The organism is Microbacterium sp. Soil_N32 (assembly GCF_057655505.1).
In genome coordinates this window covers 217578-237250 of sequence record NZ_JBDGME010000016.1, presented here as the reverse complement: position 1 = coordinate 237250, position 19673 = coordinate 217578, and the positions used below count along the sequence as shown (strand labels likewise).

General features: G+C 72.3%; 16 protein-coding genes. 3 read left to right on the top strand and 13 right to left on the bottom strand.

The window, feature by feature from the left end; genetic code table 11:
- Positions 1 to 32: 32 nt before the first annotated feature.
- Together AC3A3J_RS05290 and AC3A3J_RS05285 are read right to left on the bottom strand one after the other, a co-directional pair.
- Positions 33 to 1607, bottom strand: coding sequence for a hydantoinase/oxoprolinase N-terminal domain-containing protein (locus AC3A3J_RS05290; RefSeq protein ID WP_487671274.1), 1575 nt, complete (start codon positions 1605 to 1607; stop codon positions 33 to 35).
- Positions 1604 to 2710, bottom strand: a complete 1107-nt coding sequence (locus AC3A3J_RS05285) for an S-methyl thiohydantoin desulfurase family protein (protein ID WP_487671273.1) — start codon at positions 2708 to 2710, stop codon at positions 1604 to 1606. Before AC3A3J_RS05285 ends, AC3A3J_RS05290 begins: the two co-directional genes overlap by 4 nt.
- 73 nt (positions 2711 to 2783) lie before the next feature.
- Here AC3A3J_RS05285 and AC3A3J_RS05280 point away from each other — a divergent pair, with 73 nt between their 5' ends.
- Positions 2784 to 4262 carry a PucR family transcriptional regulator gene (locus AC3A3J_RS05280; protein ID WP_487671272.1) on the top strand — a complete coding sequence of 493 codons (1479 nt, stop codon included), beginning with the start codon at positions 2784 to 2786 and terminating at the stop codon, positions 4260 to 4262.
- Positions 4263 to 4270: 8 nt separating this feature from the next.
- Here AC3A3J_RS05280 and AC3A3J_RS05275 read toward each other — a convergent pair whose 3' ends face one another.
- From AC3A3J_RS05275 to AC3A3J_RS05230, 10 genes are all read right to left on the bottom strand, one after another.
- The gene (locus AC3A3J_RS05275; protein WP_487671271.1) at positions 4271 to 5419 is read right to left on the bottom strand and encodes a CaiB/BaiF CoA transferase family protein; all 1149 of its coding nucleotides are present in this window, start codon (positions 5417 to 5419) and stop codon (positions 4271 to 4273) included.
- Between the two features lie 149 nt (positions 5420 to 5568).
- The gene (locus AC3A3J_RS05270) at positions 5569 to 6786 is read right to left on the bottom strand and encodes an ATP-binding protein (RefSeq protein WP_487671270.1); all 1218 of its coding nucleotides are present in this window, start codon (positions 6784 to 6786) and stop codon (positions 5569 to 5571) included.
- 66 nt (positions 6787 to 6852) lie between these two features.
- A complete protein-coding gene (locus AC3A3J_RS05265) occupies positions 6853 to 8436 on the bottom strand; it encodes an amidohydrolase (RefSeq protein ID WP_487671269.1) in 1584 nt (527 codons plus the stop codon).
- The gene (locus AC3A3J_RS05260) at positions 8436 to 9905 is read right to left on the bottom strand and encodes an amidohydrolase (RefSeq protein WP_487671268.1); all 1470 of its coding nucleotides are present in this window, start codon (positions 9903 to 9905) and stop codon (positions 8436 to 8438) included. Before AC3A3J_RS05260 ends, AC3A3J_RS05265 begins: the two co-directional genes overlap by 1 nt.
- Positions 9906 to 10004: 99 nt before the next feature.
- Positions 10005 to 11033 carry an ornithine cyclodeaminase gene (locus tag AC3A3J_RS05255; RefSeq protein WP_487671267.1) on the bottom strand — a complete coding sequence of 343 codons (1029 nt, stop codon included), beginning with the start codon at positions 11031 to 11033 and terminating at the stop codon, positions 10005 to 10007.
- A complete protein-coding gene (locus tag AC3A3J_RS05250) occupies positions 11030 to 11683 on the bottom strand; it encodes an FMN-binding negative transcriptional regulator (RefSeq protein ID WP_487671266.1) in 654 nt (217 codons plus the stop codon). The genes AC3A3J_RS05255 and AC3A3J_RS05250 overlap by 4 nt, the downstream gene beginning before the upstream one ends.
- A 129-nt stretch (positions 11684 to 11812) precedes the next feature.
- Complete coding sequence (locus AC3A3J_RS05245; RefSeq protein ID WP_487671265.1) at positions 11813 to 12676, bottom strand: FAS1-like dehydratase domain-containing protein; 864 nt, start codon at positions 12674 to 12676, stop codon at positions 11813 to 11815.
- The gene (locus tag AC3A3J_RS05240) at positions 12673 to 13902 is read right to left on the bottom strand and encodes a CaiB/BaiF CoA transferase family protein (RefSeq protein ID WP_487671264.1); all 1230 of its coding nucleotides are present in this window, start codon (positions 13900 to 13902) and stop codon (positions 12673 to 12675) included. The genes AC3A3J_RS05245 and AC3A3J_RS05240 overlap by 4 nt, the downstream gene beginning before the upstream one ends.
- A complete protein-coding gene (locus AC3A3J_RS05235; RefSeq protein WP_487671263.1) occupies positions 13899 to 14876 on the bottom strand; it encodes a hydroxymethylglutaryl-CoA lyase in 978 nt (325 codons plus the stop codon). The genes AC3A3J_RS05240 and AC3A3J_RS05235 overlap by 4 nt, the downstream gene beginning before the upstream one ends.
- Positions 14873 to 16153, bottom strand: a complete 1281-nt coding sequence (locus AC3A3J_RS05230; RefSeq protein WP_487671262.1) for a hydroxymethylglutaryl-CoA reductase, degradative — start codon at positions 16151 to 16153, stop codon at positions 14873 to 14875. Before AC3A3J_RS05230 ends, AC3A3J_RS05235 begins: the two co-directional genes overlap by 4 nt.
- Positions 16154 to 16360: 207 nt before the next feature.
- On the opposite strand from AC3A3J_RS05230, the gene AC3A3J_RS05225 reads away from it, so the two are divergent.
- Together AC3A3J_RS05225 and AC3A3J_RS05220 are read left to right on the top strand one after the other, a co-directional pair.
- Complete coding sequence (locus AC3A3J_RS05225; protein ID WP_487671261.1) at positions 16361 to 17209, top strand: alpha/beta fold hydrolase; 849 nt, start codon at positions 16361 to 16363, stop codon at positions 17207 to 17209.
- A 35-nt stretch (positions 17210 to 17244) separates the two neighbouring features.
- Positions 17245 to 19206, top strand: a complete 1962-nt coding sequence (locus tag AC3A3J_RS05220; RefSeq protein ID WP_487671260.1) for a helix-turn-helix domain-containing protein — start codon at positions 17245 to 17247, stop codon at positions 19204 to 19206.
- A gap of 7 nt (positions 19207 to 19213) precedes the next feature.
- Here the strand turns inward: AC3A3J_RS05220 and AC3A3J_RS05215 are convergent, their stop codons facing one another.
- Positions 19214 to 19639 carry a cupin domain-containing protein gene (locus tag AC3A3J_RS05215; RefSeq protein ID WP_487671259.1) on the bottom strand — a complete coding sequence of 142 codons (426 nt, stop codon included), beginning with the start codon at positions 19637 to 19639 and terminating at the stop codon, positions 19214 to 19216.
- Positions 19640 to 19673: the final 34 nt, after the last annotated feature.

Here is a 19673-nt window from a genome sequence, read left to right as displayed (position 1 = left end):
GATTCGGGTGAGGGTGGTGCTGTGTGTCGGGTTCAGCGGACGGGGACTTCGGCGGAGAGCCGGGCGAGCGGACCGGCGGCCTTGACGGTCACGTTGACGGTGGGCTGGGTCGTGTACGGCACGTGCGTCTCGAGCACCTCGACGACCGACACCTGCAGCGGATCGGCGCCGGCCTGGATGGCCTTGGCGATCGCCGCCTCGGACGCTTCGGCGATGGCGCGGTCGCGGTCGCCCATCGGCGCCATCTGGTCGGCGCGACCGCCGGCGAGCGAGATCGCCGCGCCGACCGCGTTGGCGACGCCGCCGTGATCGGGGCGGAGGATGCGGCCGGCGCTCGCCAGCGTGTCGGGCACGAGGAAGCCCCCGCCGCCGACGACGACGAGCGGGATGTCCATGCGGCCGAGCGACAGGCGCTCGACGGCCTCCTCGAGCCGGTCGGCGACGACCGCGAGCGCCCGTTCGAGCGCCTCGGTGGTCTGCGCGGGAAGCGCCGGGAGAGTGCGACCAGCCACCGGCCGACCGCTCAGCGCCGCGGCATCCGTCAGCGTCGGCGTGGAGCCGCCGAACAGCAGCCCCTCCGGGTCGATCCGGTAGCCGACCGAGTCGGGGCCCACGCGGCCCGATGCGACGTCGACGATCGTGCCGCCGCCGATGCCGACGCTGAGGATGTCGGGCATGCGGAAGTTCGTGCGCACCCCGCCGATCTCGCGGGGCAGCGTCGACTCGCGGGGGAAGCCGCCCACCACCACACCGAGGTCGGAGGTCGTGCCGCCCACGTCGATGACGATCGCGTCGTCGTGACCCGACAGGTACGCCGCGCCGCGGATCGAGTTCGCCGGGCCCGAGCCGATGGTCAGCACCGGGTACTGCGCGGCGTAGTCGAGCGACATCAGGGTGCCGTCGTTCTGGGCGAAGAAGGTGGTCGCGTCGAGGCCCTCCTCGGCGACGACCGTGACGAGGGCCTCGGTCACCGAGCGGGCCACGCTGTAGAGCGCGGCGTTCAGCACCGTGGCGTTCTCGCGTTCGAGCAGCCCGGTGGGGCCGATGTCCTGGCTGAGGAACACGCGGGTGTCCTGTCCCAGGTGGCCGCGCAGCAGGTCGGCGACCTCGAGCTCCTGATCGGGCGACGACGGGCTGAAGATGCCGGCGACGGCGATCGCGTCGAAGCTCTCGAGGCCGTCGACGAAGCGCAGGATGCCGTCACGGTCGAGCGGCGAGATGGGGGTGCCGTCGACCATGTGGCCGCCGCCGAGCATGGCGGACCCGGCGAGCACCATGCGCACGAGGTCGTCCGGCCACCCGGTCAGCGGCGGGTACTCGGTCGCGGCGGGCGCGCCGAGGCGGATCATCGCGACCCGGTCGAGCTGGCGCCGCTGCACGATGGCGTTCGTGGCGTGGGTCGTGCCGAGCATCACGCGCGACACCCGGGAACGGTCGTCGCCGATCGTCGCGAGCACGTCGCGGATGCTGGCGCGGATGCCGCTGGTGATGTCGGCGGTGGTCGCGCGCTTGGTCCAGGCGAGCACCTGCCCGTCGCCGTCGAGCACGACCGCGTCGGTGTTGGTGCCGCCGACGTCGACGCCGATGGAGAGGTCGCGCGCGGTCATCGGGTCGCTCCTTCGAAGGGGACGTAGGGGAGGTCGTAGCCGAAGGCGGCGGGTCCCGCGAGCTCGAGGCCCCGGGCGGTGCGCCAGATCGGGTCGCACGCCCATGCCAGCACCGACACCCGCTGGCCGAAGCGCAGCATCTCGGTGGTGATCGCGTGCCCCGTCTCGGCGTCGATGATCGTGATGAGGTCGGGCACGCTCACCAGCACCTCGCCGTCTTCGAGCACGAGCAGGTTCTCGTTCTGCAGTTCGAGGCGCTGCAGGCGGCCCCGGTCGGCGCCGGTGCCGGTGATGGTGACCGAGCCGCGCACGAACCCGCCGACCGTGCGGCGGTCGAGGTCGGAGATCTTGCCGGTCAGCAGCACGCGGGCGTCGAGCTCGGCCGCGACCGCGCCCACCGGGTCGGACGACGACAGCAGCGCGTGCCCGACGCGGATGGCCGCGCTCACCGTGCCCTCGATGACCGCGCCCTTCACGGTGTCGGCGGTCATCGGGTAGTGGGCGCCGATGCAGATCGAGCCGCTGGCGACGGTCAGGGCGCGGGCGTGCCGCTCGAGCCAGTGCAGGTCGACGGTCTTCATCACCGAGATGTTGCCGACGACATCGCTCTGCACCGCCCAGGCGCAGGGAACCCCCGCGACGTTCATCGCGACCATCGCCGCATCGGGGAACGCGCGGCCCATGCCGTCGGCATCCAGCACCTGGAGTCCGAGGCGCGCCGCCCAGCCGATGGGCTGCACGCCGTTGCCGCCGCCGATCTCGGCCGCCATCAGCGTGGTGACCTTGCGCCCGAGCAGCCGCTCGGCCTCGGCGAGCAGCGCATGGATCTGCCCCGTGGCCGAAAGCATCTCGATGCCGACGGTCGGGGCGCCGATGCCCGACATGAGGATGACGACGTCGTCGGGGCCGAGGTCGTCGACCTGCACGAGGCGCACCGGGCCGTGCTCGCGCAGAGCATTCTCGACCATGAGCTGCGAGGTGTAGACGGCGCCGCCGCCGCCCGTGCCGAAGATCGCGGTGCCGACGCCGAGGGCGGCGACGTCGTCTGCCGTGATCTCGGTGATCGTCGGCGCGGAGCGTGCGACGGAGGAAGTCTGGGCCATGCGTTCACGTTACGGAGGGCGCGGACCGGCGACAATGTTTCGTCCTGCCAGTGTTTCCCGCAATACTGTGCTCATGACACAGTACGCGCTGCGCGACCTCGCCGCCGACGCCGATCGACTCGGCCTCCGACGGCACGCGGGTCCGGTCGACGATCGCACCGTCGACCGCGTCGATCTCGCCGCCGTGGACCGGATCGACGCGCTCGCCGCCGGCACCCTCGCGATCATCACGGCCGACGAGCAGCCCCCGCCCTTCCGCATCGACGTCGCCATCCGCCAGGCGAGCGCCCGCGGCCTCGCCGGGCTCGTCTTCACCTCGCCGCTCACGCTCGCCGAGACCGCGCGGGTGCTCGCCGAGCGCGGGGCCGTACCCGTGTTCTCGGCCGTCGACATCGGCGGCGCGGAGCTGGCGAAGACCATCGACCGGGCGATCTCGGGCGGAGCATCCGAGGCGATGATGCGCGGCGCGCAGGCCATCGCGCTCGCCACCGAGGCCGCGGCATCCGCCGACAGCACTACCGAGAGCATCCTGACGGTCGCGAGCGGCGCGCTCGGCATCCCCCTCGCCGTCGAGCCCGACCCCGCCGTGACGTGGAGCGACACCGACGCCGTGTTCATCGGCGAGGTGCTCATCGGACGCCTCGTCGCCGCGCGCACCGACGGCGCCACCGAGGTCTCGCTGCCCGTGATCGCCTCGCTGCTCTCGCGCGTCGCGCAGCGCCAGAGCCGCGACCGCTACGCCCCCACGCAGTCGCGCGCCGACCTGCTCGTCGAACTGGTGCTCGCCGACGCCACCCGAGCCGAGGGGTTCGTGGCCCAGGCCGCGCGCCTCGGTCTGCCCCTGCCGCAGTCGCACGTCGTTGCCTGGCTCTCGCCGACGCGGCCGAGCGACCCCGACGCCCGGGCGCCGCGCAGCGTGCAGCCCGCGCTCGAGCTGTTCTCGCTGCAGCTCGTCGAGGCGCGCGACGAATTGTGGCACGCCGCCTTCCTGCAGGACGACCTCATGCTGGTGTGCACCGAGGAGCATGGAGCCGGCGACCACCAGCGGCGCGTGCGCGAGGTCGCGGAACGCATCCAGCAGCGCGCCCGCGAGCTGGCCGGCGGCGACTGGGCCTACACGCTCGGCCTCGGCACCCCGCAGGTCGGGGCGCTCGGGCTGCGGCAGTCGGCGGCCGAGGCGCGCATCGCCGCCGAGTCGGCCATCGCCGCCGGACGCCTCGGCGGGGTCGAGCTCACCGACGTCACCGGACTGCGGCGCGTGCTGCTCGACGTGTACGCGTCGCCCATCAGTCGCGAGCTGCTGCACGACATCCTGCGGCCGCTCGACGAACTCGGCGCGGAGCGGGCGCTGCAGTCGGTGCGCACGCTGCTCGTGTACCTCGCGCACGAGGGGTCTCTCGTGCACGCGGGGCGCGAACTGAACCTGCATCCGAACGGGGTGGGGTACCGCATGCGCCGCATCCGCGAGCTGCTCGGCATCGACCTGGCCGACCCCGACGCGCGGTTCGCCGTCGAGCTCGCCTGCCGCGTGCGCCTCCTCGGCGCTGCCTAGCCGCTGAGTCAGGGGCGGGGCGGGCGGCGCAGCTCGGCGCGCAGGGCGGGGCCGTCGGCGTCGAGTACGGGGGCGCGGGCGAGGCGCGCCGTGCCGTTCGTGCCGAGCGCGGAGCGCGCCACCGACACCCCGTCGTCGTGCTCGATCAGCCCCAGCGCCTCGGCCTGCGGGCCGCGCGCCGCCTCTTCGGGCGTGCGCACCCGGGCCACGAGCACCCGCGCCGCCTGCAGGCGTTCGACGACGGTGTCGAGCGGCAGCGACGCGACCCGCGCCGCCAGGATGCCCTCGAGCTCGTCGCGCCCCTCGACGCGGGAACGGTTGCCCGCCCACTGCGCTCCGCCCAGCGCGTCGCCGAGATCGAGAGCCGTCACGAGCCGCGCGAACATCGCATCGTTCGTCGCCCCCAGCACGGCGTGCCCGTCGGAGGCCGCGAACGCGCGGTACGGCACGATCGACGGATGCGCGCTCCCCCACGGCCGCGACGGCGGTCCGCCCGCCGAGGTCGCCGCGATGACCGTGCCGAGCGTGCTGAGCGCGGTGGCGAACAGCGAGAATTCGAGTCGTCGACCGATGCCCGTGCGCTCCCGTTCGAGCAGCGCCGCGAGCACCCCGTTGATCATCGACATGCCGGTCGCGATGTCGACCATGGCCACGCCCGACCGCACGGGGTCGGCCCCCTCGTAGCCGGTGACGTGCATGAGCCCGGACTCCGCCTCGACGGTGACCGCGGTGCCGGGCTCGGCCGCGAGCGGGCCGTGCGGCGAGAACCCGCTGATCGAGGCGTAGACCAGACGCGGGAACCGTGCCCGCAGAGCATCCGCCCCGATACCGAGTCGGTCGGCGACGCCGGGGCGGAAACTCTCGACGACCACGTCGGCGGTGCCGATGAGCGCGAGGGCGGTCTCGCGGTCGGTGTCGTCGGTCAGGTCGAGCGCGATGCTGCGCTTGCCCCGGTTGATCGCATGGAAGTACGCGCTCGCGCCGTGCACGAACGGGGGACCCCAGTGGCGCGTCTCGTCGCCGATGCCCGGCTGCTCGACCTTGATCACGTCGGCGCCGAGCTCGGCGAGCGTCATGGTCGCGTACGGCCCCGCGAGCAGCCGCGTGAAGTCGACGACCCGCACGCCGTCCAGCGGCCGGAACTCCCCGTCGGTCATCGTCGCCCCTTCCCGTCGCAGTTTCTGTCGGAATGACGTGCTTTGAGCGACAGAAAGTGCGACGGGAGCGAGATCATCGGCGGGCGGATTCCGTCGGCGATGGGTGCTGCGCACACCGAAAGGGGCGCGTGGTGGACCCTTCTACAGGCTCAGGGGCGCTTCTTGCGCTTCTGAATCGGAGGGATGATCAGTTGCGGAACAGCGCGCAGCATGAACTTGTCGAACTCCGGGACCGTGAACGCCGCGTATCCGTGTTCCGGGGTGTAGAGCAACCCCATGTCGATCAACTCAGCCCGTGTCGGACCCACCTGAGACGACTCCCTGCCCAGGACCCGGGCAACCGCATCCGCCTTCTGCGGCTCCGGCCCCAGTTCGGCCATCGCCCTCATATAGGCGGACTGCAACGGAGTCGCGCGATCCAATCGGACTCGGAAGAAGGAACTGTCGAGTTTCGCCTCGTAGGCCTCGCGGGCCTGCTCGACATCGTCCCTGCTGATCGGGTTCTGCTCGGCGATCTCCCAGACCTGATACCCGAGTTCCTGAATGAAGTACGGATACCCGCGCGTGATCTCGACGGCCAGATCGATCGCGTCGTCGTCGTAGTCGACCGACTCGGCAGCGGCGGGGTCGGTGAGCGCGGTGCGAGCATCCTCCGGGCTGAGCGAGTCAACCGTCGGGAACTGGAACAGTCGTTCGGCATAGGACTTGGCGTCCCCGGCCAGCTCTGCGATCTGAGGCAGCCCTGCTCCGACGAAGGTGATCGGCAACTTGCGTTGCACCGTCTTATGGATCGCTTGAATGAGAGCTTCCAACTGCCGAGCACTGAGGAATTGCACCTCATCGATCAGAATCGCGACCCCACGCTTCCGTTCCTGCGCAGCCTCCCCGAGTGCGACGAGCGCGTCGCTGAGATCCATTCCGAGTTCGCCGTGGTCACCCAGTCCCTCAGACGGCTCCACGTCCCATCCCAGTGACCATGTCCCCTGCTGATCCATAGACACGGAGAAGGCCGTGATGACGGACGCGGCGCGATGACCTCTATCAGTCCAGCGCGCTCGCGGCGAGAGCCTCAGCAGTGCTCCCCGAAGAAGCGTCGCCATCGTCTGGCGAAAGCGAGAATCGTCGTGTTTGCTCGCCTCGTGCTCGATCACCTCCCAGTTCTCCTGGTGAGCGATGTCGCGGAACTCGTTGAGCAGCACCGTCTTTCCGACCCCGCGAAGTCCCACCATGACCATGGACTGGTGCGTCCGCCCCGCACTGAGCCGGCCGAGCAGAGTTCGGAATGCTCTCGTCTGCTCGTCACGCCCTACGACGATCTCGGGCGATGCGCCAGCGTTGGGCGTGTAGGGATTGCGCGCGCTGTCCATATCACTCTTTTCTGGCTTTAAATCGCTTTAGGAAGATCTAATAAAGCAAACTAAACCATGAAACGCTCAGCGGGCGAAGACACGCTCGCCACGGATCCAGGTCTCGGCGACCCGCACCTCGGAGATCTCGTCGGTGGGTACGGTGAACACGTCGCGCTCCAGCACCGCGAAGCTGCCGTCGTACCCGGGCGCCAGGCGACCCACCCCCTCCAGCGGCGACAGGGCCGCGGCGCGCGCGGTGTACAGCAGCAGCGCCTGGGGCACCGTGATCGCGGCCTCGGCGCCGAACTCGATGCCGTTGTAGGTGCGCCGGCGCACGGCGGCCTCGACCGACAGCATCACGTCGTCGGCCCCGCTCCAGGCGGTCGCGGGGCGGTCGGAGGACAACGCGAGGGGTTCGAGCCCCGCGTACAGCCGGGCGATCGGATACGCGTCCGGGACCTGCTCCACCCGCAGGGCCTTCTCGTACCCGTCGTACTCGGCGAAGAAGAACACGGTGTGCGTCGCGATGCCGAACGACATGCGCGCGGCGCGCAGGCGTGCCAGGTACGCGTCGCTCACGATCGTGGCGTGCTCGATGCGCACCGAGGGGATGCCGTCGAGCCAGGGCTCGTCGTCTTCGAACAGTTCCACGACCCGGTCGAGCGCGCGGTCGCCCATGGCGTGCACGGCGAGCTGCACGCCGTTGCGCCGGGCCCAGTCTCCGGCGGCGCGCACGTCGGCGTCGTCGACCAGGCGCAGGCCGTGGTCGCACGACCCCGGGTACGCCTCGTGCACCCACGCCGTGCGATTCGAGTACGCGCCGTCGAGCACGACCTTCACGCCCCCGACGCGGGTCGGCCCCGTGCGGTCGTCGTCGGTCAGGTCGGCCAGCGGCGCCGCGGGGTCCCACCCCGGGTACAGCGCGACCCGTGCGCGCAGGCCGCGCTCGGCCGCGGCGCGGAAGGTCTCGATCGGCCGGTCGATGCGCGACGACAGCAGGTCGCACACCGCCACGATCCCGCGCGAGGCGAGTTCGTCGCCGATCGCGACGAGCGCGTCGATCTGCTCGTCGCGGCTCGGAGCCGGGATGAACGCGGCCACCGCGTCGACCGCGGCGATCTCGGTGAGCACCCCGGTCGGATGCCCGTCGGCATCGCGCTCGAACCGGGCGCCGTCGGGGTCGGGCGTCGCCGCGGTGATGCCGGCGAGTGCGAGCGCCCGCGTGTTGCACACCGCCGAGTGCGCGTCGCAGCGCCAAACCAGCACGGGCCGATCGGTGTCGATGCGGTCGAGGTCGGCGGCCGTCGGCATCCGCCCCTCCGCGAACTTCGTGTCGTCGAAGCCTCGCCCCAGCACCCAGGCGTCCGGTCCCGCGACGGTCGAGGCGTGGGCTCCGAGCACGCGCACGAGGTCGTCGACGCCGAGCACCGCCGGCGGGAAGCACTCGACCGCCGCGGCCGTGCCCGCCAGCAGCGCGGGATGCGTGTGACTGTCGATCAGGCCGGGCAGAACCGTGCGCCCGTCGAGGTCGACGGCATCCGCATCGGTCACGTCCGCGGCATCGCCGATCCAGTCGACCACCCCGTCGACGATGCGGAATGCCGATGCGAACGCGGTCTCGCCCTCGCCGGTGAACACGCGGGCGTTCGTGAAAGTGAGCGTGGCCATCACAGCGCCCGGTGGGTGAAGCGGCCGCCGAGCAGGGTCGCCGCGACGGGCATCGCCCGCAGTTCGTCGCGGTCGCTCGCATACGGATCGCGGTCGGTGAGCACGAGGTCGGCCGGCTGCCCGACGGCGAGCGAGGTGCGCACGGATGCCGCGAGCGCGACGTCGAGCGGCAGCCGCTGCTCGGGGTGCCAGGCGTCGCGGTCTCCGCGGCTGCGCGACGTCGCGGCGCTGAGCGAGATCCACGGGTCGAGCGGGGCGACCGGCGCGTCGGAGCCCAGGCGCAGCGCGGCACCCGACCGGTGCAGCGAGCCGAAGGCGAAGGCGCGCCCCGTGCGGCCCGCCCAGTGGTGGTCGGCGACGTCGCGGTCGTCCATGGCGTGCTCGGGCTGCACGCTCGCGATGAGTCCGAGCTGCGCGAAGCGGGCGAAGTCGTCGTCACGCACGAGCTGCGCGTGCTCGATGACGCCCTTCATGTCGAGTTCGGCGAACGTGTCGAGCACCGCGGTGTTGGCGCGGTCGCCGATCGCGTGCACCGCGGCCTCGATCCCTGCGCCGCGGGCGCGGTCGAGCAGTCGCCGCAGCTCGGGGATGGGCACGCTCTCCATGCCGCAGGCGTGCGGATGCCCGGGGTCGAGGTCGGGGTACGGGTCCCAGCACCACGCGGTGCGGGTGTTGAGCGAGCCGTCGACGACGACCTTGAGACGACCGAACGTGACGAGCCCGGCGTCGTCGACCACGTCGCCCGTGCGGATGCCCGCGGCGATGACCGACTCCAGCAGGTCGGGCCACACGGCGATGTCGGTGCGCAGGCTCGTGAGCCCCGCGGCGGTGCGCTCCGACCACTCGGCGACGTTGTCGGTCTTCTCGTACTCGACGATGCCCACCACACCCCGGGCCGCAGCGGCGGCGGCGGCATCGGCGTAGGCGTCCGTCCGCAGCTGCGACGCCTCGTCGAGCGAGTGCAGGAGGCCGATCCACGGCCCCTCGCGCAGCAGACCGGTCTCGTCGATCTCGACGCCGAGCTTCGCGGCGGCCGCGCGGTTCATCCAGCCGCAGTGCAGGTCCCCGCTGACGAGCACCACCGGGATGTCCGACACGGTGGCCTCGAGCGCGGCCAGCGAGGCGGGCACGGGCCACAGCCCGTCGCGGAATCCGTAGCCCATCAGCATCCCCCCGCTGAGCGGAGCGCCCTCGGCGCGGGCCCGGCGCACGATGTCGAGCACGTCGGCGGCGCTGTGCGTCTCGGTGAGGTCGAGACGGCGGCGACGGATGACGTGCTGGGTGAAGTGCACGTGCGCGTCCCACAGCCCTGGTCCGATCCACCGGCCGTCGGCCTCGACGACCTCTCCGGCCGACGAGGCGGTGCCGGTCGGAGCGATCGCCGCGATCCGGCCGTCGCGCACGACCACGTCGACCGGGTCGCCCGCGTCGTAGGGGCGCACTCCCCGCAGGGTGAGGGTGTCGGTCATGATGCTCCTCTCGGGCGCCGGTCGTGAACGGGTGGCGGCGCGGGTGCGGGTCGGGCGGCGGTCGTCGGGGAGGGTGCGCGCGGGCGGGGCGGATGCGGATCAGGCGACCGGCACGGGCGAGGTGGCGAAGCCGAAGAGATCCTTCGGGTCGTCCGGGGCGGCGACGAGGTCGATCTCGGTGCCGAGGCCCGCGGCGGCGAGATCGGCGCGCAGATGGCGGAGCGCCGAGTAGTCCTCGATCGCGAAGCCCACCGAGTCGAAGATGGTCACCTGCTCGGGCGACGTGCGGCCGAAGGCCGATCCGGTCAGCACCCGCCAGAACTCGGTCACGGGGAAGTCGGGGGCGACGTTCTGGATCTCGCCCTCGACGCGCGTCTGCGGCGTGTACTCGACGAACACCGGGCCGCGATCGAGGATGCGCGGGTCAAGCTCGGTCTTGCCGGGGCAGTCGCCGCCGATCGTGTTGATGTGCATGCCGGGGGCGACATCGGCGTCGGTCAGCACCTGTGCGACGGCTTTGTCGGCCGTGCACGTCGTGACGATGTCGGCACCGCGCGCGGCCTCGGCGGCGGAGTCGCACACCGTGATGTCGAAACCCCGCGCGGCGAGGTTGCGCACGAACTTCGCCGACGCCGCTTCATCGACGTCGTAGATGCGCAGGCGCGTGATGCCGAGAACGCCGCGGAAGGCGAGCGCCTGGAACTCGGCCTGGCTGCCCGCGCCGATCATCGCCATCGTGGTCGAGTCGGGGCGTGCGAGGCGCCGGGCGACCATCGCCGACGTGGCGGCGGTGCGCAGCGCCGTGAGCATGGTCATCTCGGCGAGGAACACCGGGTAGCCGTTGTGCACGTCGGCGAGCACGCCGAACGCGGTCACGGTCTGATAGCCGCGCACCGGGTTGAAAGGGTGGCCGTTGACATATTTGAACGCGTAGGTGTCGGGGTCGCTGATCGGCATGAGCTCGATCACGCCGAAGGGCGTGTGGTTGGCGACGCGCTCGCTCTTGTCGAACGACTCCCACCGGCGGAAGTCGGCCTCGATCGTGTCGGCCATCTCGGTCATGATCGTCTCGGCCCCGCGGTGCGCGATCCAGCGCACCATGTCGGCCACTCCCACGAAGGCGGTCATGCGCGGGTGCTCCTTTCGGCGAGGACCGCGGCGTTCACGGTCGAGATACGGTCGGCGAGCGCCGGGTTCTCGTAGGGCCCGGGGCGCCGGAGCGCCTCCACGACCTTCGCGATCACCTCGGCCGGCTTGTCCTGGCTCATCTTCTCCTTCGCCTCGATGCGCTCCACCCGCAGGCGGAAGCCGACGGTGCCGTGCACGATGCGCTCGGCGTAGGCGGTGTTCTCGAGGGTGCGGCGCATGAGGAACGGGTCGGGCAGCGGACTCTCGAACCAGGCCACGAGACGGTCGAGCACCGCGAGGTTCTCGTCGTCGGTGAGGATCTCGGGGGTGCCGTGCAGGTGCGCGACAGCGAAGTCCCACGTGGGCACGGCCGGCGACACGTCGTACCAGCCCGGCGACACGTAACCGTGCGGCCCGTAGACGATCACCATCGACTCGTGCTGCCCCAGCTCGTGCAGGCGCTCATCCGGTCGGCCGACGTGGCTGACCAGCGTGATGCCGTCGGGATCGTCCTCGAGCAGCACGGGGTAGTGCGACGCGACGAGGCCGCGCCCCGGCACATGGCTGACGAGGGTGGCCCAGGGGTTCTCGCGCACGAGGTCGCGCACGGCGTCGACGTCGTCGAGGGCGTAGTCGGGGGTGTGCCGCATGGCGTCTTCTCTCGGGTCTGGCGGTTCGGGTCGGGCGGTTCGGGTCGGACGGTTCAGGTGCGTCGGGTGGCGCTTCGGGCGGATCGGATGCTTCGGACGGGAAGAGGCGAATGCTCCGGGAGCCGGGTCTCAGGCCCAGACGATGTCGGCGGTGGCGAGCACGGCGTCGTCGGGGTCGACCGCGGTCACGCGCACGCCGTCATCGGTCGCCGACCCGGCGAGCCGGAGCGGACGGTCGACGAGCACGGGGGCGATGGCGCGCACGTCGAGTCGGGCGGCCGCGCGCTCCGGCGCGTGACGGCGGGCGGCGTCCATCAGCAGGATGCGCGTGAGCGGTCCGTGCACGAGCAGGTCGGGCAGCCCCTCGACGTCGCGCGCCCAGGCGCGGTCGTAGTGGATGAGGTGCGTGTTGAAGGTCAGCGCCGAGAACCGGAACAGCTGCCGGGCGTCCGGCGTGAGCTCCTCGACCCAGTCGGCGTCGGCCACGATCGACGGCTCGGGTCGCGGCGGGCGCGCCGGGGCATCCGGATCGGCCGCCTCGAGGAAGACGTCGTGCCACACGCTGCGCACCGCGACCTCGCCGCCCACCGCGTACTCGCGAGCGATGTCGACGAACATCAGGCGCCCGCGCGACCCGTTCTTCTCGACGACCGCGCCGAGCGATGTGGTCTGCTCGACCTCGTCGCCGAGGCGGATCGGCCGCAGGAACTCGGTGGTCTCGCCCGCGTACATGCGCCGCGGCAGGTCGACCTCCGGCACCACGCCGTCGCGCGCGGGGGTGCCGTCGGGGCGCAGGTCGGCGAGCGGCACCGCGAAGGGGAAGAAGACCCCCTCCCACGCCGCCGGCAGCGCGTCGCCCGCACTGAGCGCCGGGTCGGCGGCCGCGAACGTGCCGCGGTACGCCTCGACCGTGCCGGGCGTGATCGGTTCGGTGCGCACGACGCGGGCCGGGGCCGTCGCGTCCACGCCCGCCGTGGCGTCGTCGATGCTCACGGCAGTGCTCCGGCGGCGCGCAGCTCGGCGATGCGGGCGGCGTCGTACCCGGCGAAGCGGGCGAGCACCTCGTCGGCGTGCTCCGCGAAGCGGTTGGCCGTGCGGGCCGGGGTCGCCGGGGTCTCGGAGAGCTTGATCGGCTGGCCGAACATGCGCAGCACGCCCAGGTCGCCGTAGTCGGCCTCGACGATCATGTCGCGCTCGGCGGTGCCGGGGTCTTCGACCACCTCACCGATCGTCTTGACGGCGGTGAGGGGCACGACGTCGCCGGCGAGGTCTTCGAGCTCCTGCTTGGTGCGGGTGGCGAGCCAGCCGGCGACGATCGGCTTCACGCGGCGCTCGTAGACGTCGGTCTCGAAGCGCTTGCGCATGGTGTCGATCTCGGGGTCGTCCTTGTGCTCCGGCGTGCCGAACAGGTCGCAGCTCGCGTTCCAGAGCTTGTCGGTGTACGCGCCGAAGAACACCTGCCCGTCGGCGCAGTCGAACAGCTCGTACGGGCGCACCCAGGCGTGGGCGTTGCCCTGCGGCGAGGCCACCGTGCCGGTCACGGTGTAGTCGACGACGGCCGTCTCGGTGAGAGCGACGATGCTGTCGACCTGGGCGACGTCGACGACCTGGCCGATACCGGTCGCCTCGGCGTGCCGCAGCGCGGCGAGGGTGCCGATCACCGCGAACAGCGTGGCCGAGAGGTCGCCGATCGTGACGCCGACGCGCACGGGCGGATGCTCGGCATAGCCGTTCATCGACCAGATGCCGCCCGCGGCCTGGGCCGTGTTGTCGAACGCGGGGCGCTTGCTGCGCGAACCCGTTCTGCCGTACCCGGAGATGGCGGTGTAGACCAGGCGCGGGTTGATCTCCCGCAGCACCTCGTAGCCGACGCCGAGCTTCTCCATGGTGCCCGGGCGGAAGTTCTCGACGAGCACGTCGGCGCCGCGCACGAGATCCTTCAGCACCTGCTTGCCCTCCTCGGTGGCGAGGTCGATGCCCACGCCGAGTTTGCCGCGGTTGTACTGGGCGTAGTAGGCGCTGAACTCCTCCTCGCCGTCGGTCAGGTACGGCGGGAAGCCGCGGGACACGTCGGGGTCGCGCGGGTTCTCGACCTTGATGACCGTCGCACCGAGGTCGGCGAGGGTCTGCGAGGCGTAGGGCCCCGCGAGCACCCGTGAGAGGTCGACGACGGTGACGCCGGCGAGGGCACCGGGGGCGGGGAGCGAGCTGTCGATCATGCGGGGGTGACCTCCTGGACGGCGTCGGGGGTGTCGATTCCTGCGGCGGCGAACGCCCGTGCCACGTTCGAGGCGGGCCGTACGTTGCGGATGCGCGAGAGCCAGAGCGTGGTGGCGGCGAGGGCTTCGAGATCGAGGCCGGTCTCGATACCGAGGCCGTGGAGCATCCACACCAGGTCCTCTGTCGCGAGATTACCGGTCGCGCCCTTCGCGTACGGGCAGCGCCCCAGTCCGCCGACCGACGCGTCGAACTCGGCGACGCCCAGACGCAGGGCCGCGTGCACGTTGGCGAGCGACTGGCCGTACGTGTCGTGCAGGTGCAGGGCGATCGCATCGGTCGGGATGCCGACGGCGCGGGTCTCGTCGATGATCGCGGTCGTGTGCCCCGGGGTGGCGACGCCGATCGTGTCGCTGATCGCGACGGTGCGCACCCCCGCCTCGTGGAGAGCACGGGCGGCGCTCGTGACGGCGTCGGTCTCGACGCGACCCTCCCACGGATCGCCGAAGGCCATCGAGACGTACCCGCGCACGGGGACGCCCTGGGCGGTGGCCGCCTGGATGACTTCGACGGCGCGATCGATCGCTCCCGAGCGCGTGGTGTTGAGGTTCGCCTGGGCGAACGACTCGGTCGCGCTGACCACGACCGACACCTCGCGGATGCCGGCGTCGAGCGCGCGCTGCAGACCGCGCTGGTTCGGCACCAGCCCGACGGCACGGCCCCCCGAGGGCACGTCGAGCGAGGCGACGACCTGCTCGGCGTCGGCGAGCTGCGGGATCCACGTCGGCGGCACGAAGCTCGTCACCTCGACGTCGCGGCTGCCCGCGGCGTAGAGGCGCCGCACGAGCTGCGCCTTGACCGCCGCGGGGATGATGTCGGTCTCGGCCTGCAGCCCGTCGCGCGGGCCGACCTCGAACACGGTGACGCGCGACGGCAGCCCCTCCTCGCGGAAGACGCGGGGTGCCGGCACGCTCATGCGCCCGCTCCCCCGGCGCGGATCTCGGCCAGCACCTCGCGGGCGTACTCCACCCGGATGCGGCGATCGGCGACGATGCGCTGCGCGACGGCCCCGATCTCGTCGACCTCGGCGCCCGCCGATGCCGCGATGGTGCGGGCGTGCAGCGTCATGTGCCCGCGCTGGATGCCCTCGGCGGCGAGCGCCCGGCAGGCGGCGAGGTTCTGCGCGAGGCCGACCGCGGCGATGACGCTCGCGAGCTCGCGGGCCGTCTCGACGCCGAGCAGCTTCACCGAGGCCTGCGCGGTCGGGTGCGCACGCGTGGCTCCGCCGACGAGGCCGACGGCGAGCGGCACCTCGAGCGTGCCCACGAGGTTGCCGTCGGCGTCCTTCTCGAACTGCGACAGGGCCGTGTAGCCGCCGGCGCGGGCCGCATGCGAGTGGCAGCCCGACTCGACGGCCCTGGTGTCGTTGCCCGTGGCGAGCACCACGGCGGTGATGCCGTTCATGATGCCCTTGTTGTGGGTGGCGGCCCGGTAGGGGTCGGCCTCGGCGAAGGCGCTGGCGGCGACGATGTCGTCGACGACCTGCGGGCCGCCCAGCAGCTCGGCGTCGAACACCGCGCGCGCCCGGGTCAGGCGCAGTTCGGCCTTGTTGGTGAGGATGCGCAGCAGCGTGCGCGCTCCGGCGACCTCGGCGATGCGGGGGGCGATCGCCTCGGCCATCGTGTTGACGGCGTTGGCGCCCATCGCGTCGCGCACGTCGACGTGGAGGTGCGCGATCACCTGCGTTCCGGCACGGGTGGGCAGCACGCGCACCGAGAGGTCGAACGCGCCGCCGCCGAGCGAGACGAGCATCGGGTCCTGCTCGTTCGCGAGGGCCAGCAGCTCGTCCTTGGCCTCGAGGATCGCGAACCGCGTGCCGTGCGGGTCGCCCGCGTCGAGCACCTGGATCTGCGCGATCATCACGTCGCCCGTGTACGAGGTCGTGAAGCCGCCGTGGCCGCGTGCCATGCGGGCGGCGTTGGAGGCCGCGGCGACGACGCTCGGCTCCTCGGTCGCCATCGGCACGAGGCGGTCGGTGCCGTCGATCGTGAAGTTCGTGGCGACGCCGACCGGCACGCCGATCACGCCCACGACGTTCTCGACCATGTGGTCGGCCTGAGCGAGCGAGAGTCCGCCGTCCGGGCGCAGTGCCGCGAGGGCATCCGCGTCGAGTCCCGCGCCCTCGACGACGAGCGCCAGGCGCTCCTCGGGGGTGTGATCGCGCAGTCCGGAGATTCGGCTGTTGGTCGGCATCGGCCACCTTCCTTCGGTACAGCGGCCGGGTCCTCGGCGCTGTGGTCACCGACGACACTAGGAGCGCGGCGCGGGGCCGACGATGGGTGAAACACTCATCACCCGCGCCTCGCTGTATGCGGTCGACACATCACTTCGCCACGGTGCCGCTCCTAGACTCGCAGCACCGCCCGGAGCGCGACCCCGACCGATGCGCGAGGAGAGACGATGCCCTTCACCGATTCCGCCGACGTACGCCTGTACTACGAGGTCTTCGGCGACGAGCAGGCACCCGTGCTCGTGCTCGTCTCGGGCGGCGGGGCGCAGCTGCTCAGCTGGGACGAGGAGTTCATCCGGCTGCTCACCGACGGCGGGTTCCGCGTCGTGCGCTTCGACAACCGCGACACCGGGCTCTCGCAGCTGTTCGGCGGTGACGACGACGTCGACGGCGGCTACGACCTCGCCCACATGGCCGACGACGTGCTGCGGATCCTCGACGACCTCGGAGTCGAGCAGGCGCACATCGCGGGGCACTCGATGGGCGGCATGATGGCGCAGATGCTGGCGATCCTGCATCCGGAGCGGGTGCTCAGCCTCGGGCTGCTGTCGACGATCCCCGGCCAGTCGCCGCGCTACGTGCTGCACGGCGAACGCGCCGAACTCTCGCAGCCGCCCGTGCGCATCGGCCGCGAAGAGGCCGTGGCCTTCGCTGCCGCGGCGGTCGCGGCCGCTCCCCCCGGCCGATTCGACCCGCAGGTGGAGTGGCACCGCCGTGCCGCCGGCGAGGCCTACGACCGCGGCTACCACCCCGCCGGCTTCTCGCGGCAATGGGCGGCGCTGAAGCGCGCGCCGGAGCGGCTCGACGCCCTGCGCCGCGTGACCGCGCCGACCCTCGTCTTCCACGGCCGCGACGACGACGTCCTGCATTGGGCCGCCGCCGTCGACATCGCCGAGGCCATCGCCGGCGCCGAGCTGCAGGTGCATCCCGACATGGGCCACCTCATCCCGCACGAGCTGTGGCCCGACCTCGCCGCCGCGCTGGTGCGCACCGCCGCCCGGGCGGACGCGCGCCTCTGAGCATCCGCCGGGCTGATTTGAGAGCCGGGTCTCGCATGTCCGACACTGAAGTCGTGCGCCGGTCGGCGCCGTCCTCCCCCGAAGGGACGCAGATGCCCGAGTACGACGACGCCATCGCCGCACTGCTCGACGCCGCCTACGACGCCGAGACGGTCGGGCCCACCGGGGTGAGCGAGGCGCTGCGCCGCCTGCAGGCCGGAGAGACGGATGCCGCGGCCCTCGCCGACCGGGTCGCCCGCATCCAGCGCGAACTGTCGCGCCTGCGGCGCCGCGAGCACGAGCTGACCGCCCTGTTCTCGAGCGCCCGCGAGCTCGCGGAGCTGCGCGACAGCGATGCCGTGCTCGCCCGCCTCGTGCAGCGTGCCCGGGAGATGATGGGCGTCGACCTCGCCTATCTGTCGGAGTTCGACCCCGACACCTCCGAGCTGCGCGTGCGGGAGACCAGCGGGTCGGTCAGCGCCTCGTTCCAGCAGCTGCGGGTGCCGCCGGGCCGCGGCCTCGCGAGCGTGGTGGTCGAGTCGCGCACCGCGCAGTGGGTCGCCGACTACGCCGCCTACGCAGAGGACCGCCACGACACCGGCATCGACGACGCGGTGTCGGCGGAGGGCCTGGTGTCGATGCTCGGCGTGCCGATGCTCAGCAGCGACGACGTGCTGGGCGTGCTCTTCGTCGGCAACCGCGAGCCCAAGAGCTTCACCCCCGACGAGGTCGCCCTGCTCTCGGCCCTCGCCGACCACGCCTCGGTGATCCTGCAGACCACGCAGACCCTCCGCGATCTGCGCGAGTCGGAGGATGCCAGTCGCCGCACCCTCGAGAGCCTGACGGCGCACCTCGCCGAGCGCGACCGCGCGAACACCGTGCACCAGGAGCTCGTGCACGCCGTGCTCGCGGGCGGCGGTTTCGGCCCCGTCGCCGAGACGCTCGCGTCGGCGCTCGGCCGCGCGGTCGCGATCATCGACGCGCAGGAGAACGTGATCGCCGCAGCGGGTCTGCCGCTGGCCCCCGGCATGCTGGCGCTCGACGAGACCGTGCGGGCCGCCCTCGCCGAGAGCCGCCGGAGCGGGCACTGCGTGTCGGTGCCCGGCTCGGGGGTGCACGCGGTCGCCGCGCTCACCGCGGGCAGCCGCCACTTCGGCGCGATCCTGCTCGGCGACGGCGGGTTCGACCTCGGCTCGGTCGACCTGCGCACCGTCGAGCGCGCCGCCCAGGTCGGGGCGCTCCTCGAGCTGCAGCAGGAGGCGGCATCCGGTGCCGACCACCGCGTACGCAGCGAGCTCGTCGCCGACCTGCTCGACGACGTGCCGGAGCGGCGGTCCGACGTCGAGCGACGGGCGCGGCGCCTCGGCGTCGACCTCGACGCGCTCGATGCGCTGCTGCTGCTCTCGGTGCCCGGCGAACTGCAGACGCCCGCAGCCCGGGCCCTGGTGCGGCTGCTCGACGAACGGTCGCTCGTGGGCGAGTACCGCGGCGTGGTCGTGGCGGCGATCGCCGGGTCGCGCGGCGACGTCGACATCGAGCGCCTGCGCACGCAGGTCGCGGCGGCCGTACAGGATGCTGTCACCGTCGTCGTGCCCCCTCCCGGGCGTCTCCCCGAGGCGTTCCTCGCCGCTCGCCGCACCGCGCGTCTGCTCGCCGCCCTCGAGGTCGACGACCTCACCGCCCGCGTCGAGGACTTCCTCCCCTACTCGGCGGTGCTCGACACCGACGCGCAGGGGCTGTCGGCGTTCCTGCGCGACACGATCGGCGCCGTGCGCCAGTACGACGCCGACCGCAACGCCGATCTGCTCGGCACGCTGCGGGCCTTCGTGCGCCACAACGCCAGCCCCACCCGCACGGCCCGCGCCCTGAACTTCCACACGAACACGATCCTGCAGCGCCTCGACCGCCTCGACCATGTGCTCGGTGCCGGGTGGCGCGACGATGAGCGCATGTTCCGCATCGGCATCGCGGTGCGCCTCGACGAGCTGCGCGAGCGCCTTCAGCGCCCCGTCGCCTAGCACCGACCTACCGCTCCGCCTCCGCATCGAACTGCTCGACCCCGGTCTGCGGGAACGGGTGGGGGCCGCGCGGACCGAAGATCAGCACGAGTTCGGCCACGGCATCCGATTCGTTGCGCACCCCGTGCCGCAGGCCCTCCGGGGCGTAGAACGCGTCGCCTGCTCCGAGCGTGCGCCGATCGTCGCCCGCCGTGATCACGACCTCGCCGCGCGTCACCACGTACAGCTCGTCCGAGCTGTTCGGCGAGCAGCTCGTGGGATCGCCATCGAGGTGGTGGTGCTGCCCCTCCTCCGCCCCGGGGTCGAGGCGGTAGAGCATGACCGACGTCGGCAGCGCGGTCGTCTGCCGGAAGTACCATTCGATGCCGATGCGGCCCTCGCCGTGGTACAGCTCCCAGTCGTGGCTGTCGTCGCCCCGCCTCTGCACGCGCACGTTCATCCCCTCCCTGTCCGCCGTCGACGGATGC

Bases quoted from the DNA above. Each gene is read 5' to 3' on its own strand.
- AC3A3J_RS05250 (WP_487671266.1), bottom strand. From the start codon at position 11,683: ATGCGGCACACCCCCGACTACGCCCTCGACGACGTCGACGCCGTGCGC.
- AC3A3J_RS05260 (WP_487671268.1), bottom strand. From the start codon at position 9,905: ATGACCGACACCCTCACCCTGCGGGGAGTGCGCCCCTACGACGCGGGC.
- AC3A3J_RS05270 (WP_487671270.1), bottom strand. From the start codon at position 6,786: ATGGACAGCGCGCGCAATCCCTACACGCCCAACGCTGGCGCATCGCCC.
- AC3A3J_RS05255 (WP_487671267.1), bottom strand. From the start codon at position 11,033: ATGACCGCCTTCGTGGGAGTGGCCGACATGGTGCGCTGGATCGCGCAC.
- AC3A3J_RS05290 (WP_487671274.1), bottom strand. From the start codon at position 1,607: ATGACCGCGCGCGACCTCTCCATCGGCGTCGACGTCGGCGGCACCAAC.
- AC3A3J_RS05235 (WP_487671263.1), bottom strand. From the start codon at position 14,876: ATGAGCGTGCCGGCACCCCGCGTCTTCCGCGAGGAGGGGCTGCCGTCG.
- AC3A3J_RS05220 (WP_487671260.1), top strand. From the start codon at position 17,245: ATGTCCGACACTGAAGTCGTGCGCCGGTCGGCGCCGTCCTCCCCCGAA.
- AC3A3J_RS05240 (WP_487671264.1), bottom strand. From the start codon at position 13,902: ATGATCGACAGCTCGCTCCCCGCCCCCGGTGCCCTCGCCGGCGTCACC.
- AC3A3J_RS05225 (WP_487671261.1), top strand. From the start codon at position 16,361: ATGCCCTTCACCGATTCCGCCGACGTACGCCTGTACTACGAGGTCTTC.
- AC3A3J_RS05275 (WP_487671271.1), bottom strand. From the start codon at position 5,419: ATGACCGACGGGGAGTTCCGGCCGCTGGACGGCGTGCGGGTCGTCGAC.
- AC3A3J_RS05230 (WP_487671262.1), bottom strand. From the start codon at position 16,153: ATGCCGACCAACAGCCGAATCTCCGGACTGCGCGATCACACCCCCGAG.
- AC3A3J_RS05280 (WP_487671272.1), top strand. From the start codon at position 2,784: ATGACACAGTACGCGCTGCGCGACCTCGCCGCCGACGCCGATCGACTC.
- AC3A3J_RS05285 (WP_487671273.1), bottom strand. From the start codon at position 2,710: ATGGCCCAGACTTCCTCCGTCGCACGCTCCGCGCCGACGATCACCGAG.
- AC3A3J_RS05265 (WP_487671269.1), bottom strand. From the start codon at position 8,436: ATGGCCACGCTCACTTTCACGAACGCCCGCGTGTTCACCGGCGAGGGC.